14 protein-coding genes are annotated in these 16,378 nt (G+C 69.5%); 10 read left to right on the forward strand and 4 right to left on the reverse strand.

Annotated elements, in window-relative coordinates; all coding sequences use genetic code 11:
- The first annotated feature begins 45 nt into the window (after positions 1 to 45).
- The 10 genes from J2W21_RS10200 (at position 46) to J2W21_RS10245 (ending at position 12,133) form a co-directional block, all read left to right on the forward strand.
- Positions 46 to 2,214: a glycoside hydrolase family 3 N-terminal domain-containing protein gene (locus J2W21_RS10200; protein ID WP_307114405.1), complete on the forward strand. Its 2,169-nt coding sequence runs from the start codon at positions 46 to 48 to the stop codon at positions 2,212 to 2,214.
- A 141-nt stretch (positions 2,215 to 2,355) separates the two neighbouring features.
- Positions 2,356 to 3,654, forward strand: a complete 1,299-nt coding sequence (locus tag J2W21_RS10205; RefSeq protein WP_307114406.1) for an ABC transporter substrate-binding protein — start codon at positions 2,356 to 2,358, stop codon at positions 3,652 to 3,654.
- Between the two features lie 69 nt (positions 3,655 to 3,723).
- Entirely contained in the window at positions 3,724 to 4,662 is a 939-nt protein-coding gene (locus J2W21_RS10210; RefSeq protein ID WP_307114407.1) for a carbohydrate ABC transporter permease, read from the forward strand.
- Positions 4,663 to 4,664: 2 nt separating this feature from the next.
- Positions 4,665 to 5,507, forward strand: coding sequence for a carbohydrate ABC transporter permease (locus J2W21_RS10215; RefSeq protein WP_307114408.1), 843 nt, complete (start codon positions 4,665 to 4,667; stop codon positions 5,505 to 5,507).
- A gap of 4 nt (positions 5,508 to 5,511) precedes the next feature.
- Entirely contained in the window at positions 5,512 to 5,931 is a 420-nt protein-coding gene (locus J2W21_RS10220; RefSeq protein ID WP_307114409.1) for a C-glycoside deglycosidase beta subunit domain-containing protein, read from the forward strand.
- Positions 5,928 to 7,052: a sugar phosphate isomerase/epimerase family protein gene (locus tag J2W21_RS10225; RefSeq protein ID WP_307114410.1), complete on the forward strand. Its 1,125-nt coding sequence runs from the start codon at positions 5,928 to 5,930 to the stop codon at positions 7,050 to 7,052. Before J2W21_RS10220 ends, J2W21_RS10225 begins: the two co-directional genes overlap by 4 nt.
- Positions 7,039 to 7,467 (forward strand): C-glycoside deglycosidase beta subunit domain-containing protein, encoded by a 429-nt coding sequence (locus tag J2W21_RS10230; protein WP_307114411.1) that lies wholly within the window; start codon positions 7,039 to 7,041, stop codon positions 7,465 to 7,467. Before J2W21_RS10225 ends, J2W21_RS10230 begins: the two co-directional genes overlap by 14 nt.
- Entirely contained in the window at positions 7,467 to 8,474 is a 1,008-nt protein-coding gene (locus tag J2W21_RS10235) for a sugar phosphate isomerase/epimerase family protein (protein WP_307114412.1), read from the forward strand. The genes J2W21_RS10230 and J2W21_RS10235 overlap by 1 nt, the downstream gene beginning before the upstream one ends.
- A gap of 14 nt (positions 8,475 to 8,488) precedes the next feature.
- The gene (locus J2W21_RS10240) at positions 8,489 to 9,265 is read left to right on the forward strand and encodes a sugar phosphate isomerase/epimerase family protein (protein WP_307114413.1); all 777 of its coding nucleotides are present in this window, start codon (positions 8,489 to 8,491) and stop codon (positions 9,263 to 9,265) included.
- Between the two features lie 57 nt (positions 9,266 to 9,322).
- Positions 9,323 to 12,133, forward strand: a complete 2,811-nt coding sequence (locus tag J2W21_RS10245; protein WP_307114513.1) for an alpha-L-rhamnosidase — start codon at positions 9,323 to 9,325, stop codon at positions 12,131 to 12,133.
- Between the two features lie 65 nt (positions 12,134 to 12,198).
- On the opposite strand, the gene J2W21_RS10250 is transcribed toward J2W21_RS10245, so the two are convergent.
- Genes J2W21_RS10250 through J2W21_RS10265 form a run of 4 tightly spaced genes read right to left on the reverse strand, consistent with a single transcriptional unit; the run spans position 12,199 to position 16,359 of the window.
- On the reverse strand, positions 12,199 to 13,170 hold the full coding sequence (locus J2W21_RS10250; protein WP_307114414.1) for a sugar phosphate isomerase/epimerase family protein: 972 nt from the start codon (positions 13,168 to 13,170) through the stop codon (positions 12,199 to 12,201).
- Positions 13,167 to 14,144, reverse strand: a complete 978-nt coding sequence (locus J2W21_RS10255; RefSeq protein ID WP_307114415.1) for a sugar phosphate isomerase/epimerase family protein — start codon at positions 14,142 to 14,144, stop codon at positions 13,167 to 13,169. Before J2W21_RS10255 ends, J2W21_RS10250 begins: the two co-directional genes overlap by 4 nt.
- Complete coding sequence (locus tag J2W21_RS10260; RefSeq protein WP_307114416.1) at positions 14,141 to 15,343, reverse strand: Gfo/Idh/MocA family protein; 1,203 nt, start codon at positions 15,341 to 15,343, stop codon at positions 14,141 to 14,143. Before J2W21_RS10260 ends, J2W21_RS10255 begins: the two co-directional genes overlap by 4 nt.
- Positions 15,340 to 16,359 carry a sugar phosphate isomerase/epimerase family protein gene (locus J2W21_RS10265; RefSeq protein WP_307114417.1) on the reverse strand — a complete coding sequence of 340 codons (1,020 nt, stop codon included), beginning with the start codon at positions 16,357 to 16,359 and terminating at the stop codon, positions 15,340 to 15,342. The genes J2W21_RS10260 and J2W21_RS10265 overlap by 4 nt, the downstream gene beginning before the upstream one ends.
- Positions 16,360 to 16,378 lie beyond the last annotated feature (19 nt).

The following is a 16,378-nucleotide window of genomic DNA, read 5'->3' on the forward strand; positions in this document are numbered from 1 at the left end:
CCCGGGCCACTTTGTTCCGGGCCGATCAGAGGAGGCGGCGTGGCCGTGGACATCGAAGACCTGCTTTCCCGGATGAGCTGGGAACAGAAGCTCGGCCAGCTGCAGATCGTGTGGCGGAAGGACCCGGCCGAACAGCGCGCGCTCGTGAAGGGCGGCCTGGGTGCGGTCTTCTGGCCCCCCAGCGCAGCGGCCACCAACGAGCTGCAGCGAATCGCCGTCGAGGAGACGGAGCTCGGCATCCCCCTGCTCATCGCCTTGGACGTGGTCCACGGCCAGTTCACCATCTTCCCCACCCCGCTCGCGCAGGCCGCGAGCTTCGACCCCGAGGTGGCACGCTCCGATGCGCGCGCCTCGGCCGAGGAGGCGCGGGCCGCGGGGGTGAACTGGACCTTCTCGCCGATGGTCGACGTGACCCGCGATCCTCGCTGGGGACGCGTGGTGGAGGGCTTCGGCGAGGACGTCTTCCTCGCGTCCGGCCTCGCCGCCGCCAAGGTCGCGGGCTATCAGGGCAGCGGCCTCGCCGAAGAGACCACGGTCGCATCCTGCCTCAAGCACTTCGTCGCCTACGGCGCGGCGGAGGCAGGGCGCGACTACAACACCACTGACATCTCGGAGCGGCGCCTGAGGGAGACCTACCTCGAGACGTTCCGCGTGGGGGTCGAGCAGGGCGCGGCGTCCGTCATGGCCGCCTTCAACTCGCTCAACGGACGCCCCATGCACGCGAACCGCCGCCTTCTGACGGGGGTACTCAAGGAGGAGTGGGGCTTCGATGGCCTCGTGGTAGGAGACGCGGACGGCGTCGCCCAGCTGGTCGACCACGGCGTGGCCGCCGACGAGCGGGAGGCCATCAGGCTGGCAATCGAAGCAGGGGTTGACGTCGTGATGGGAGGGACGCTGCTGGTCGACGCGGAGGGCACCCCCCTGCTCTCCCCCGGCGAGCTCTCCCAGGAGCGGGTCGACGACGCGGTCCGCAGGGTGCTCCGGCTCAAGGAGCGCCTCGGCCTCTTCGACCGGCCGTTCGTCGACGAGTCCCGCGAGGCCACGGCAGCCACGGCCGAACGGCGTGCCACAGCCCGCGGCGCTGCAGAGCGCTGCATCGTGCTGCTCAAGAACGACCCGGGAAGAGGCCGCGAGAGGCTGCCGCTGCCCCCGCGGGGACGGATCCTCCTCGCCGGCCCGTACGCCAGGAGCCTGGACCACCTGGGCGCGTGGGTCCAGCGTTTCGCGACCCCCGTCGCGGCGGGCCTTGCCGACGCGCTGGCCGCCGAACTCCCCGGCGTGGACTGGGACGTCGCCGAGGGCGCGGACTTCTTCGACCCCTCTGAGGAGGCCGTCGCGGAGGCGGTCGAGCGGGCCAGGGAGGCCGACCTCGTGGTCCTGGCCGTGGGCGAGCCCAGCAGGATCTCGGGCGAGGCCAGCTCGCGCTCCGACATCGCCCTTCCGGGGGCCCAGAGCCGGCTCATCCAGGCCGTCGCGGCCACCGGCGTGCCGGTCGTCGTGGTCCTCGTGACCGGTCGCCCCCTGGTGGTGGAGGACTGGATAGACCGCGTCGACTCGGTCCTGTGCACCTGGCATCTCGGGCTGGAGGCGCCGGCGGCAATCGCTGCCGCCCTCTCGGGGAGGGTGAACCCGGGCGGCCGCGTGCCCATGACGTTCCCGAGGGCCGTGGGCCAGATTCCCATCTACCACGACCACGAGAGGACTGGGCGGCCGCCCCAACTGGATGGGATGGTGCTGCCCGACGAGCAGGCGGAGTTCGCGGGACCCAACAACACCTTCGACTACTACACCTCGAAGTTCATCGACCTTCCCCTCGGACCGCGCTTCGACTTCGGCCACGGGCTCAGCTACACCACCTTCGAGCTGAGCGACCTCACGGTGTCCCCGGACCGCCTGCGGGAGCAGGACGACGGAGCAGGCACCGCCGAGGTCTCGGTCACCGTCCGCAATACGGGAACGGTCGACGGCGACGACGTCGTCCTGCTCTTCGTGACCGACGCGGTGGCCTCCGTCGCGCAGCCCGTGCGACGGCTGCGCGGATACCGACGGGTGGCCCTGCCGGCGGGCGGCTCAGCGCGGCTCTCGTTCACCCTCGCTGTCGACGACCTCTGCTTCTGGGCGGATGGGACGCACCGGATCACCGAGCCCGGGGAGTTCTCGATCACGGTCAGCGACGGCGCCTCCACCGTGTCACACCCCCTGTTCCTGGCCTAGGCCACATCCATCACTCAAAGTGATACTGGGGATCAGCATTATCGCCGTTGTTTGTTGATGTGACCGCTGCCATACTCAAAACCACCCCCACCCGCCGGCACCCTCGCCGGCCCGACGATGAAGTCAATGAGAGGCCTGACCATGAAGGAATCCCGACCGAACCGCCGCAGGCACCTCGCCCTGCTCGCGGTCCCCGCGGCAGCAAGCCTGTTCCTGGCCGGTTGTGCCGGCGGAGCGTCCTCGGCCGACTCGGGCCCGGAGCCCCTGTCCATCTCGTTCGCCTTCGGCCCCGCGAACGCGAACGACGCCGCCCAGTGGACCGCCCTGGCGAAGGACTACGAGAAGGCTCATCCGGGCGTTACAGTCAACCTCCAGCAGCTCCCCGGCGAGAACTACGCCAGCGCGATCGCCACCCGCGTCCAGGGCGGCAACGCTCCCGACGTCTTCGAGGTGACCGCGGGCAGCGGCCAGGCAGACGCCGTCCAGCCGTTCGCCAAGGCCGGGCTCCTGCTCGAACTCGCCGATCCTGCCGTCAAGGCCGCACTGCCCAAGGGCCAGGAAGACCAGTGGGAGTACAACGGCAAGGTCTACTCGTTCCCCACGGCCACCGCGGCCAACGGCGTGGTCTACAACGCCCAGCTCGCGAAGTCGGTCGGAATCTCCATCGATGCCTCGACGAACCTCGATCAGGTCATCCAGCAGTGCCCGGCCGCCGCCGCCAAGGGCAAGTCGATCTTCGGGCTCGCTGGCTCGGTGGCCCCCAACAACGGCTACCTGGCCTCGGGCATCGCCGCCTCCACCGTCTACGGCCCCAACCCCAACTGGAACCAGGAGCGGGCGGACGGCAAGACCACCTTCGCCGGCACGCAGGGCTGGGTCCAGGCCCTGAACTACATCAAGAAGATGTCCGACGCAGGCTGCTTCCAGGCCGGCGCGACCGGGGCCGGATTCGACGCCCTCACCAACGACTCATCCCAGGGCAAGATCCTCGGCTTCTTCGCCCCCAGCGGCGCCGCCAAGTCCATCATGGATGGGGCGGGCGGCCACGTGACCCTTGAGGTCCTGCCCGTGCCGGCCCCCTCCGGCGTCAAGCCCTACCTCTCGGTGAGCTCGGACATCAGCGTCGCCGGAAGCGCAAAGACGAAGAGCCCGAAGCTCGTCGCGGACTTCATCAAGTTCCTCACCACGGAGCAGGGTGCGACGACCTTCGCCAACGCCCAGGGCGCGATCCCGGTGACCGCGACGTCCTCGACGAAGCTGCTCCCGCAGTACGAGCCCGTCAAGACGATGATCCAGAACCAGGACTACCGCGGCTTCGCCTCGGCCGGCTGGACGAACCCGAAGGTCTACGACGACCTCGGCAAGGGCGTCCAGGGCGTCCTCACCGGCCAGATGACCGTCGACCAGGTGCTCCAGCAGATGGATGCCGACTGGTCCTGACCGGCGCCCCGTGTGGGGGACGGCCACGCGGCCGTCCCCCACAGTGCAAGCCCTAGGAGAACGAAAGACATGACTACGACGCGCACACTTCCGACCGCGAAGCCGGCCGGCGAGGCTGCGAGGCCCGCGACGGCCAGGAAGAGGACTCACCGGGTCACGTACGCGAGCTGGTGGTGGGCCCTCCCCGCCCTCGCACTCGTCATCGTGACCATCTATGTGACGACCGTGGCGGGAGGCTTCTTCGCCTTCACCAATTGGACCGGCATCGGATCGTTCGACTTCGTCGGACTGAACAACTTCGCCAAGATCTTCAAGTCCAAGGAACTGCTCGGCTCCCTCCTCAACACGCTGTTCCTCGCCGCCGGATTCCTCGTCGCCACCAATGTCCTCGGCATCCTCTTCGCCCTCGCACTGAACCGCACCCTCAAGACGCGGTTCATCCTGCGCACCCTCGTCTTCATGCCGGCAGTCGTCAGCCCCGTAGCCGTCTCCTACATCTGGAAGTTCATCTTCGCCTACACCGGCCCGCTCAACCAGTTCCTCGCGGCGTTCGGGGTCAAGCCCCAGAACTGGCTGGGGACCCCCGGAGTGGCCATCTGGTGCGTCCTGCTGGTCATGGTGTGGCAGAACATCGGCTTCATCATGGTCACCTACCTCGCCGGCCTCGCCACAGTCCCCGCCGAGATCGAAGAAGCCGCGGCGCTCGACGGCGCCAGCACCCTGCGCCGCTTCCGCTCCGTGACCCTCCCGATGATCCAGCCGTCGATCGCCATCGCAGTCACCCTCACGCTGCTGCAGGGCCTGCGCGTCTTCGACCAGGTCATGGCCCTGACCGGCGGCGGCCCCGCAGGGTCGACCCAGACCCTCGCGACCGAGGTCTACCAGCAGACCTTCACCTACCAGCAATTCGGATTCGGCGCGGCCATGGCCCTGCTCATGAGCGTGCTGATCCTCATCATGTCGGTCGCCCAGCAGTGGCTCACGCGTGACCGTTCAGAGGAGGCCTGACCATGTTCCGGTACACGAAGAGGACCCTGATCATCGAGATCCTCACGATCCTCGCCACGTTGGCCATGCTCCTGCCGTTCTGGATCCTGCTCGTCGGCGCCTTCAAGACGGGTCCCGAGATCCTCAGCAGCTCGGCGGTCGCGCCGCCAGCCTCACCGACGGCCGACAACTTCGTGGCGCTCCTCTCCCCCGAGAGCATGCAGTCCGGGAACGTCTTCGCGGGCCTCGCCTCCAGCATCACCATCACGGCCGGCAGCATCCTGTGCCTCGTCGTGCTCGGCGCCCTCGCCGCGTATGCGCTCACGCGCAGCACGAGCCGCTGGGGGAACCGCGCCTTCTACGTCTTCCTCGTGGCGATCATCCTGCCGACCCAGCTCGGCACCCTTCCGCTCTACATCGGCGCGCGGAACCTCGGCCTGGTCGGCAGCCCGTGGGGCATGGTCGTGATCTACACCGGGATGCTCCTGCCGCTCTCCGTCTTCCTCTACAGCAACTTCTTCCGCCGGCTCCCCCGCGAGTACGAGGAGGCGGCGATCATCGACGGCGCGAACCGCTTCCAGCTCTTCTTCCGCGTGGTGTTCCCCCTCATGGCCCCAGCCACGGGCACCGTATCGATCCTGGCCGGCCTCATTGTCTGGAACGACTTCTTCACCGCGCTGATCTTCCTCAACGGGACGCCCTACCAGACGCTCCCCGTGGTCATGTACAGCTTCGTGGGCTCGCTCGTCTCCCAGTGGAATCTCATCTTCGCCGTGGTCATCATCTCGATGATCCCCATCCTCGTCTTCTACAGCTTCGCCCAGAAGAAATTCATCCAGGGCTTTGCCGGCGGACTGAAGGGCTGACCCAGTGCTCCCCGAACGAATCATTGATCCCGAAAGCTTCGCCGCCTCCGGCGAGCGTGTCCGACTCTCAATCCGCATGCCGTGGTACCGCGCCCTCCCGCTCTCCTCCGTGGCCGACGTCCAGTGGACGGTCGACGGCGCCGCAGTCCCGCGGGACTCGATCACCTGGACCGTCGGCGGCACCACGCGACGGCTCGACGAGCTGCCTCCCCGCCACGACGAGTGGTGGTACGTGCTGGACTCGGCTGTCCTGGAAGGCGCCGCGCCCGCGGGGGGCGACCGGCCGGCGTCGGACGCCGGAGAGCCCGAGCACGAGGTCGCGATCGTCCTCGCCCTGTTCATCCCCTACATCACCACAGACTTCGGCGTCCTCAAGATCGAGGAGTCCGACCGGAAGCGGATGCGGAAGAAGGCGATCGCATGAGCGGGCTCGGAACCCCCATCCAAGGCGTCACCCTGTACAGCTTCACCCGGCAGTTCCATGCGCGGCAGTTCGCCGTCGAGGAGCTCCTGCGGGAGGTCGCGCGCCGCCGACTCGGGCCGGGGATCGAGCTCGTCGGATTCCAGAGCTTCCGCGGCTTCCCGCACCTGGACGCCGAGGCCGTGCGCTCGTTCCGGACCACGATCGACGAGACGGGCCTCGTCCTCACCGCCCTCGCAGCGAACGCCGATGCGGGCCTGCGGCGGGACCGGATGCTCACCGACGACGAGCTTGTGCAGTACATGCGCCCGCAGATCGAGGCGGCGTGCGAGCTCGGCTTCCCGATCGTGCGCGTACAGATCTCCCTCACGCCCGATGACATGGAGCGGCTGCTTCCCGTGGCCGAGGCCAATGACGTACGGCTCGGGCTCGAGGTCCACTCGCACCAGCATGCCCGGCACCCGCACATCCAAGCGCTCCTCGAGCGGTTCGAGAAGCTCGGCTCCCCCTATCTGGGGTTCATCCCGGACTGGGGCGCGTCCCTCGTGGCTGTCCCCCGGACGCTCCTGCAGAAGTATCGGCAGCTCGGCTTCCCGCCGCAGCTCCTCGACAATCTCGAGGAGCTCTGGAAGCGGCACCATCGCGAAGGGCCGCCGCTCACCGACGAGCAGCACGGCCGCTGGTTCGGCGAGGTCATGGAGGCCGCCCACCGCGCCGGCGTCGGGGAGCGGGCCGTCGAGGTTGCCGTCAACCTCACGGGCCTGTTCGGGCACGCCCCCGTCGAGGACTGGACCCCGCTGCTGCCTTGGACCGTCCACACGCATGGGAAGTTCTACGAGATCGACGCTTCCGGCGAGGAGCCCTCGGTGCCGGTCCGCAGGCTCATTGACCTGTGGGTCCGCTCGGGCTATTCGGGGAGCATCTCGAGCGAGTGGGAGGGATTCCACTGGAACGACTGGGACGACGCCTTCGACGTCGTCGCGGACGAGCAGGCGCTCGCGCGCCGGGCGGCCGCCGCGAGCGGCTCCCGGATGGTCGTGGACGCCGCCGAGGCCCGCGGCCTCCTGGCCGACGCGCAGCAGAAGACCACACAGAAGAAGGGAGCGGTCCTTGGCGACCGATGACACCATCCTGACGGCGGAGAGCCTCTCCGCCCATCCCGACGGCCTCGCCGTCTCCCTCCAGATCCCCTGGTACCGCAGCCTGTGGCTCTCGAGCGTGAGCGACCTGTCCATCGAGGTCGACGGCGAACCCGTGCCGCGCGGCGACCTCAGAGTCGACGTGGCCGGCAAGTCCTTCCGCGTGGACGAGCTCCCGGAGCAATGGGACACCCTCTGGTTCGTCCAGGACCGGCTCGAGGTCATAGTGCCCCGCGACACGCCCCCTGCGCCCGGCGAGCGCGTCTCGGTCGAGGCGACCCTCGACCTGCGCCTGCCGTACATGCAGATCGCCCCCGAGGTGTACGTCACCAACCACGCCTCGAACCACCGGGAACTCGTGGTCCACGCCGCGCCCGCAGCCCAGGGAAAGGACCTTTGATGATCAAGCTCGGCACCACGCTCTACTCGCTGACCAGTGAATGGGCCGCCCGGCGCTACGACCTGGCCGGCCTGCTCGATGTGGTCGAGCGCGCCGGAATCGGCCCCGGCATCGAGATCGTCGGTTCCCAGACCCTGCGCACCTACCCGGCCGTGACGGACGAGTTCGTGCGCGAGTGGCACGACGCCTTCGACCGCCACGGCTTCGTGCCGAGCGCGTTCGGGCTCAACCTCGATATGGGCCGGCGCCACGACCGCGACATGACGCCGGACGAGGAGTACGAGTTCACCGCCGAACAGTTCCGCAGCGCCCATCGGCTCGGCTTCCACCTGGTCCGCATCCAGAGCGCCAAGCCGGCCCTCCTCCGCCGTCTGCTGCCGCTGGCCGAGGACCTCGACCTGACGATGGGCTGGGAGATCCACGCCCCCATGGGGCCGAACGCGCCGCACGTGGTCGAGGTGCGCGAGCTGTACGACGAGATCCAGTCGCCGAGGCTCGGGTTCGTCGCCGACTTCAGCTCGACCATGCACAGCATGTCCCCCACCCTCCTGCGGGCCCTGGCCAAGAAGGGCCTCGAGCCCCAGGACCTGGACGTCCTACAGCGAATCTGGGCGAAGGAGACGGGCATCAACGAACGCCACGGGGAGTTCATCGAGTACCTCGGTTCCCGTGGAATCGCCCCCGAATCCCTCGGTTCCTTCGCCCGGCTGGCCTTCAACATGCACGGGCATGTCGACCCCCGCGAATGGTCGGACATCATCCCGCAGATCGTCCACGTCCACGCCAAGTTCTACGACATCGACGAGAACGGCGACGAGCCGGCCATCGACTACCCGACGATCGTCGGCGAGTTCGTCCGCGGCGGCTATTCGGGCTTCTTCTCCAGCGAATGGGAAGGGCACGCCTTCGCCGACCTCGACGAGGCCGATCCCGTGGAACTCGTCCGCAAGCAGCATGACCTCATCCGGCGGTCCATCGCCGCCGTCTACGCCGAGACCTCGGCCTGAGAAAGGAAGCACCAGTGGCCTACCGCCTCTCCCCCAATGTCGACCTCCTCTTCACCGAAGCCGGGGACATCCCGGACCGCATCGCCGCCGCGGCTGCGGCCGGTTTCGACGCCGTCGAGCTCTGGGGCACCCTCGACCGCGACGTCGCGGCCATCAGACGCGCCGCCGACGACCACGGCGTCGAGGTCACCTCGGTCCTCGCCGAGCCGCGGACCAACTTCACCTTTCCCGGGACGGACCTGACCGCCTACTTCGACGGCCTCGCCCGCGGCGTCGAGAACGCGGCGGCCCTCGGTTCGCCGCGCATCGTCCTGGGATCCGGCATGGGCTTCCCGGGCGCGAAGCGGGGCGTGCAGCTGGAGAAGCTCGCGGAGGTCTTCGCCGAATCCGTCGAGCGGACCGCCGGGTCGGAAGTCAAGCTCATCCTCGAGCCCGTCAACGTCCGCGTGGACCACCCGGGCGCGCTCCTCGACCGCACCGGCGACGCCGTGGCCATTGCCCGCGCCGTGAACTCGGAGCGGTTCGGCATCCTCTACGACCTCTACCACTCGATCACCGAGGGCGAGGACCCCGCGGCAGAGCTCGCCGCTGCAGGGAGCTACCTGGACTATGTCCAGATCGCCGACGCCGCCGGCCGCGGCGAACCGGGCACCGGCTCGGTCGACTGGGCCCTCTCCCTCAAGATCCTGCGGGAGGCCGGGTACACCGGGCCGCTCGGCCTCGAGTATTTCCCGACTGTGGAGTCGGCGCGGTCCACTGAGTACATCCGCGCGATCGCCCAGGAGGCCTAGCCCTCAGCGCCCCAGCTGCTGTTAGATCCCTCGACTGAAGGAACCAGACCCGCCGTGATGCCACCAGACGTCCACGTTCGCGAACTCGCGGCCGGCCGTGCGCGCCAGCTCGTCGTCGACTCGGCGACGCCGCCGCTCAGCTGGCGTTCGGAGACCACGAGGACGGGGTGGCGGCAGGCCGGCGCGGACCTCGAGCTGGTGGCCGGCGACGGTACCCGCGCTGAAGCCAAGATAGAGGGGCGGGACTCCGTCCTGGTCCCCTGGCCCTTCGCACCGCTCGCCCCGGGCACCACGGCGTCGGTCCGGGCCCGGGTCCGCGGCGAGGACGGGAGCGAGAGCCGGTGGAGTGAGCCCCTGGAAATCGTGGTGCCGGTGGCCGACTTCGGCGCCACGGAGGCCATGGTCACCGTAGTTGGGGCCGCTGAGGACTCGGACGCCGCGGTCCACCAGTACCGCCTGCGGTTCACCCTGGCAGCCGAGCCAGTCGAGGCACGCCTCACGATCACCGCGCGGGGCGTCTACGAGGCCGAGCTCAACGCACGGAAGATCGGCGACGAGCACCTCGCGCCAGGCTGGACCGCCTACGACGACCGGCTCCTGGTGAGCACCCAGGTCGTGACCCCGATGCTCCGCGAAGGAGCCAACAGTCTCGGCGTCTGGGTCGGCCCCGGCTGGTTCGGCGAGGAGTACGGCTTCTTCGGGCGCACAAGCCGGGCCTACAGCGGGCCCCTCGGGGTGTGCGCCCGGCTCGAGGTGCGGTGTGCCGACGGCAGCGTGCTGCGCTTCGGCACCGGACCTGCCTGGGAAGGAAGGACGGGCGGCCACCCCCTGCTCGCCTCGAGCATCTACCATGGCGAGTCCTACGATGCACGGCTCCACACCCCCTTGTGGGCGATGGAGGACGACGGCGAGTGGCGCGCCTGCGTTCCGCTCGCCGTCGACCGCGGCATCTACCGGCCTGCCGCCGTCCAACCGGTCCGGACCACCGAGGTCCGGCGCCCCACTCTCACCCGCACACCGGCCGGCCGCCTGGTCGCGGACGTCGGAGAGAACGTCGTCGGCGTCGTCCGCTTCACGGCCCGCGCCGACCGGGGGCATCTGGTCACCTTCCGGCACAGCGAGGAGCTCGACGAGCACGGCGAGCCCTCCTACGCCTCCCTCAGGACGGCCCGTGCCACCGACACCTATGTGTTCTCGGGATCCGGACGCGAGAGATGGGCGCCCCGCTTCACGTTCCACGGGTTCCGCTACGTCGAGATCGACGGCTGGCCGGAGGACCCCGAGGCTGAGCTCGAGGTCGAGGTCTGGCACACGGACGCCGCGCCGACGGGCGACTTCGACTGCTCCAACCCGCTGGTGACCCAGCTCTTCCGCAACATGCGGCGAAGCCTCCGCGGAAACATCGTCTCGGTCCCCACGGACTGCCCTCAACGCGATGAGCGGCTCGGCTGGACCGGAGACCTCCAGGTGTTCCTGCCGGCCGCGACCTCGCTGTGCGACGTGGACGCCCTCGTCGCCTCGTGGCTCGAAGACCTCTCACTCGAGCAGGCCAAGGCCGGGGGCTCGGTGCCGGTCATCGTCCCGACCGTCCTGCCCGGGCATGCAGCGAGCGTCGCGGGATGGGGCGACGTCGCCGTCACTGCGCCGTGGACGCTGTACGAGCGGTACGGCGACGCCGCGATCCTGGGCCGCCAGTACGCGAGCATGACCTCGTGGATCGACACGGTCCTGCGCTCCGTCAACCCCGCGACCGGCCTGTGGGACATCGGCCTGCAGATCGGCGACCACCTCGCGCCGGGCCGCTCACCGTGGTTCCCCGGCAGTGCGCCCACGGACAATGTCCTGCTCGCCAGCGCGTATCTCTGCCGTTCCGCCGGCATCACCGCCGCGGCAGCTGGGGTGCTGGGGTACGACGACGACGCGCGCCGCTTCACGGACCTCGCCGACCGCACGCGTGCGGCAATCCTCGATGAGTACGTCACGCCCCAGGGGCGCGCGGTGAGCGACTCGATCACCGCGTACGCCCTCCTGATCGTCTTCGGGGTGGCGGAGGGCGAGATCGCCGCGCGGATGGGGCAGCGCATGGCCGAGCTCATCGCGGAGATCGACTACCGGATCGGCACCGGCTTCCTCGGGACGCCGCTGCTCATGGACGCCCTGGCGGAGACCGGCCAGCTCGACACCGCCGCACGCCTGCTCACCCAGACCCAGTGCCCCTCGTGGCTGTATCCCGTCACCCAGGGCGCCACGACCATCTGGGAGAGCTGGGACCTCCGCCGTCCGGACGGGACGCTCGCCAGCGGCGACTCCGCCTCGTCGAACCACTATGCCCTGGGCGCCGTCACGGATTGGCTCCAGCGCCGGCTCGCGGGGTTGGGCCCCGCCGCCCCCGGGTACAGCGTCATCCGGATCGCACCCTGCCTGCTCCCCGGGTTCACCTCGGCGGGGACCACGATACAGACGCCCTACGGCGCGGCCTCCGTCGAGTGGGTGCTGGAAGGCTCTGCGCTGACCGTGATGGCCCAGGTCCCACCGAACACCTCGGCGCTCGTGCAGCTCCCGGGCTCTGCCGAGGCCGTCGCGGTGGGATCGGGCCGCCACCGCTGGACCGTGCAGGTGGAGCAGCCGGCGCCCCGGGCGCGCGGGCCCGTCACGCTGGACACCCCGCTCGAGCAGATCGTCGACGATCAGGAGGCCCGCGGGATCGTCGTCGCGGCGCTGCGGGAGCACGAGCCTGCCCGGGCCGCGGCGTTGGAGGGCGCGATGGCCTGGCGCAGGGGGGTCCCGCTGCACGCGGCGCTCATGTTCGTGCACCCCTCGGCCCTGGACGCAGTCAGGAACGGCTTGGCAGCGCTCGCCCGCGGGTGAGGGGACACGCCGAAGGGGCGGCCCTGGAGGATTCCCTGCAGGGCCGCCCCTTCGTCCTCCGTTCCTCAGACCCGGGCCACCCCCAGCTCGTGCTGGATGAACCAGCTGTTGAGCATGGCGAGCTCGCTCGGGTTGCTGCCGTGATCGCTCTCGACGACGACCCAACCGCGGTAGTCCTGGGCGCGCAGCTCCGTCACGAACCCTTCGACGTCGACCAGGCCGCCCTCGGTGCCGAGCTCGTAGAACCAGCGCTCGATCCGGCGTCCCGCGCCGCCCCGGAGCATGGTCATCTCGGCGGCCGGAGCGAGGAACTCCTCCCCCGTGTCGGCGTACCGGGTGTCCTTGAGGTGGACGTGCGACACCCGGTCTCCGTGGTCCCGGAGGAAGGCGACGGGGTCGATCCCGGCGATGGCGAACTCGGCCGTGTCGAGGGCGAGGCCCACGAGGGCCGGATCCGCCGCCCCGAGGAACGTCTCGAGCTGGGCGCGGGTGTGGATCCCGGACAGGCAGTCGTAGTGCGCGGCGAGGCCGATCCCGGCCTCCCGCGCCTCCTGGCCGACCCGGTTCCACAGGGAGGCCACGAGGCCGATCGCGCCGTCATCGAGCAGGCCCGTCATCCAGGCGGAGCCGACGGGACGCACCACGAGCTGCTCGGCGCCGATGTCGGCGAGGAACCGGATGAACGGACGGGCTGCCTCCACGATCCCGTCGTGGTGGGAGGGATCGAGCGGGGTCCTGAACTCCCAGCCCTCCTCCTCGGCCGGCTGGCCCGGGTCCCAGAACATGCTGGAGACCCCGGCGAGCGAGCCCCGGCGGAGGAATGCTGTGAAGCCTTCGCTGCTGCCGTGGTTGAGCAGGATGGTCTCGGGCCGGCCGAGGTTGTCCCACCGGCCCGTGCCGGAGGAGAGCTCGATGTGCTCGAACCCCAGCACGGACACGGTGCGGAATGCCCTCAGCTGCTCCTCGTGCCGCACGAAGACATCCATCCGCGGGTTCCACTGGTTCAGGGCGTAGGCCCAGCGCAGAGTGTCCTTCACCGCACGCTCCCCTCGGTCACGAGCTGCGCCTCGGCTTCCGCCTGGGCTTGGCCGAGCACCGTGTCGATATACCACTTGGCCACGCACGTCGCCTCGGCGTAGCTGCCGCCGCCGAGGTCAGCCTTGTCGTGCTCGACCGTCAGCCAGCCGTCGTAGCCGGACGCGACGATCTCGCGCATGAGCGCCGGGAAGTCGACGAGCCCGCCCTCCGTGCCCATCTCGTAGAACCAGCGGTCCACCCCTGGGGCCATGAGTTCGGCGTCCGGTGGGGTCCGGTAGGCCTCGTTCGTGTCCACGGTATGGGTGTCCTTGAAGTGGAACCCGGTGCAGCGGTCACGGTAATCGCGGAACATCTGGATCGGGTCCACGCCGGCGATGGTGTGCTGGGCGGTGTCGCAGAAGAAGTGCACATAGCGCGGGTCCGTGTTCTCGAAGAAGAGATCGAGCTGCTCGCGGGTGCGGATCGCGCCCCAGAACTCGAAGTGGCACGTGGTCTTCAGGCCGTGCTCGAGGGTCATCTCGCCGACGCGGTTCCACAGCTCGGCCATGGCCTTGATCTTGTCGTGGGTGACCGGCTCCGTCTGGAAGTAGGTGCTCGAGGGCATGACGATGAAGTTCTCGACCGAGAGCCCCTCGAGCGCGCGGACCGTGTGGAGGCTGTCCGCGAAGATGCGATCGTGCGTCTCCCGGACGTGCGGCGCGGTGTACTCGGTAGCGTAGGGGTAGGCCGAGAAGATGCCGGTGATCTTGTCGAAGCCGTTGTCCTGCAGGAACTCCTCGAACTTCTTCACCGAGCCGTACATGCCCTCGAGCATCGGCAGGTAGAAGAAGAACGTGTCGAAACCGCGGAATCCGAGGGACGAGAGCTGCTTGATGTAGCGGTCCATGTGGGCGCGGTTGAACGACGGTGGGAGAGGCCCCTGCGGCGTCTGCGTCACCCAATGGTCCATGTAGGACCACTTGGTCCAGGTCATGACGTCACGCTCCTTTCGAGTGGGTGGATGTCGAGCCAGGCGGACCCTGCCTCGGAGCTGCGTTCGACGGCGTCCAGCACCCGCTGGACCTGCAGTCCGTCCGCGAACGACGGCGCGGGCTGCTTCCCCGCCGCGATCGCCCCCACGAGGTCCCTGACCTGGTTCGAGAAGCCGTGTTCGTAGCCGAGCCCGTGCCCGGCCGGCCACCAGGCCCCCGCGTAGGGGTGCTCGGGCTCGGTGACGAGGATGCGGCGGAAGCCGGCGTTGGCGCCGTCGGACGTCGTGTACAGCTCGAGCTCGTTGAGCCGCTCGAGGTCGAACGCGATCGCGCCCTCCGTGCCGCTGATCTCGAAGCGCAGGCCGTTCTTGCGGCCCATTGCCATACGCGTCGCCTCGAACGTCGCCACGCCGCCCCCGATGAGCGCTCCCGTGAAGAGGGCCGCGTCGTCGACCGTCACGGGCCCGCGCTCAGCGCCGCCCGTTCCCGGCAGGCCCACCGAGGAACCGAGCACCGGGCGCTCCGTGACGAAGGTGCGCAGGAGTCCGCTCACGGACTCGATGCTCTCGCCGGTCACGTACTGGACCATGTCCACGATGTGCGCGCCGAGGTCGCCGAGGGCGCCGGAGCCGGCGATCCGCTTGTCGAGCCGCCAGGTGAGCGGTGCGTCTTCGGAGGCCAGCCAGTCTTGGAGGTAGGCGGCGCGGGCCTGCCGGACCGCACCGATCTCCCCTGCGGCAATCAGGTCGCGGGCCAGAGCGGTGGCCGGGACCCGGCGGTAGGTGAAGCCGACCATCGCGAAGACCCTGCGCTCGGCGGCCTCCGCGGCGGCCTCGGCCATCGCCTCGGCCTCCCCGACCGTGTTGGCCAGCGGCTTCTCGCACAGCACATGCTTCCCGGCCCGCAGCGCAGCGATGGCGATCTCCGCGTGGCTGTCGCTCGGGGTGCAGATGTCGATCAGGTCGATGTCCTCGCGCTCGATGACCTCGCGCCAGTCCGTCGCTGCCTCGCGCCAGCCCAGCTTCGCGGCCGCCTTCTCGGCCTGCTCCCGATCGCGGCCGACGACGACGGCCATGTCCACCTCGAGCGGGAGGTCGAAGAACCGCGGCGCGGTGCGCCAGCCCTGCGAATGCGCCGCGCCCATGAAGCCGTACCCGATCATCGCGACGCGCAGCGCCTTGGCTGCTCTCGGCGTCGTCATGACCGCCTCCCCATCGCATCAGCGGAGAACGCGGCGTCGAAGGCGGCAGCGGACGGTTCGAGGGCGTTGCGCCGGACGAAGTCGAGCGCCTGGGGCGCCCCGACGAGCCGGTCCATCCCGGCGTCCTCCCATTCAACCGAGAAGGGGCCCTCGTAGCCGATCGCGTTGAGGGTGCGGAAGCAGCGCTGCCATGGGACATCGCCCAGGCCAACCGAGACGAAGTCCCAGCCCCGGCGGGGATCGGCCCACGCGAGGTGCGAGGAAAGGCGGGCGGCGCGCCCGTCACCGGTCTGGACCTTCGAGTCCTTGCAGTGCACGTGGTAGATCCGGTCCGAGAAGTCGAGGAGGAAGCCGACCGGGTCGACCTGCTGCCAGACCATGTGGCTCGGGTCCCAGTTGATGCCGAACGCGGGCCGGTGGCCGATCTCCTCGAGCGCGCGCTTCGCGGTCCAGTAGTCGTACGCGATCTCGGACGGATGCACCTCGAACGCGAAGCGCACGCCGACCTCGTCGAAGACGTCCAGGATCGGGTTCCACCGGTCGGCGAAGTCCCGGTACCCGGCCTCGATCATCTTCTCCGAGACCGGCGGGAACATCGCCACCGTCTTCCAGATCGCCGAGCCGGTGAAGCCGGTCACGGTCTTCACGCCCAGCTTGGCCGCCATCCTCGCGGTGTCCTTCATCTCCGCTGCGGCGCGGCGGCGGACGCCCTCGGGTTCCCCGTCGCCCCACACCCGCTCCGGGAGGATGTCCCGGTGCCGCTCGTCGATCGGATCGTCGCACACCGCCTGCCCCACGAGGTGGTTCGAGATCGCGAACACCTGGAGGCCGTTGCGCTCGAGGATCTCGCGGCGGCCGGCGACGTAGGCGTCGTCGTCCCAGCGGGAGACGTCGAGGTGGTCGCCCCACGAGGCGATCTCAAGCCCGTCGTAGCCCCATTCGCCCGCGAGCCGGGCCACCTCCTCGAACGGCAGGTCGGCCCATTGGCCGGTGAACAAGGTGATAGGTCGCGTCATCGCGTTCCCTCCTTCTCTC

Origin of the sequence: Sinomonas atrocyanea (genome assembly GCF_030811715.1) — a bacterium.
Classification (GTDB): Bacteria; Actinomycetota; Actinomycetes; order Actinomycetales; family Micrococcaceae; genus Sinomonas; species Sinomonas atrocyanea_A.

Excerpts from the sequence above, each read along its gene's own strand:
- J2W21_RS10205 (WP_307114406.1), top strand. The coding sequence starts at position 2,356 with ATGAAGGAATCCCGACCGAACCGCCGCAGGCACCTCGCCCTGCTCGCG.
- J2W21_RS10210 (WP_307114407.1), top strand. The coding sequence starts at position 3,724 with ATGACTACGACGCGCACACTTCCGACCGCGAAGCCGGCCGGCGAGGCT.
- J2W21_RS10215 (WP_307114408.1), top strand. The coding sequence starts at position 4,665 with ATGTTCCGGTACACGAAGAGGACCCTGATCATCGAGATCCTCACGATC.
- J2W21_RS10225 (WP_307114410.1), top strand. The coding sequence starts at position 5,928 with ATGAGCGGGCTCGGAACCCCCATCCAAGGCGTCACCCTGTACAGCTTC.
- J2W21_RS10235 (WP_307114412.1), top strand. The coding sequence starts at position 7,467 with ATGATCAAGCTCGGCACCACGCTCTACTCGCTGACCAGTGAATGGGCC.
- J2W21_RS10245 (WP_307114513.1), top strand. The coding sequence starts at position 9,323 with ATGCCACCAGACGTCCACGTTCGCGAACTCGCGGCCGGCCGTGCGCGC.
- J2W21_RS10255 (WP_307114415.1), bottom strand. The coding sequence starts at position 14,144 with ATGACCTGGACCAAGTGGTCCTACATGGACCATTGGGTGACGCAGACG.
- J2W21_RS10260 (WP_307114416.1), bottom strand. The coding sequence starts at position 15,343 with ATGACGACGCCGAGAGCAGCCAAGGCGCTGCGCGTCGCGATGATCGGG.
- J2W21_RS10265 (WP_307114417.1), bottom strand. The coding sequence starts at position 16,359 with ATGACGCGACCTATCACCTTGTTCACCGGCCAATGGGCCGACCTGCCG.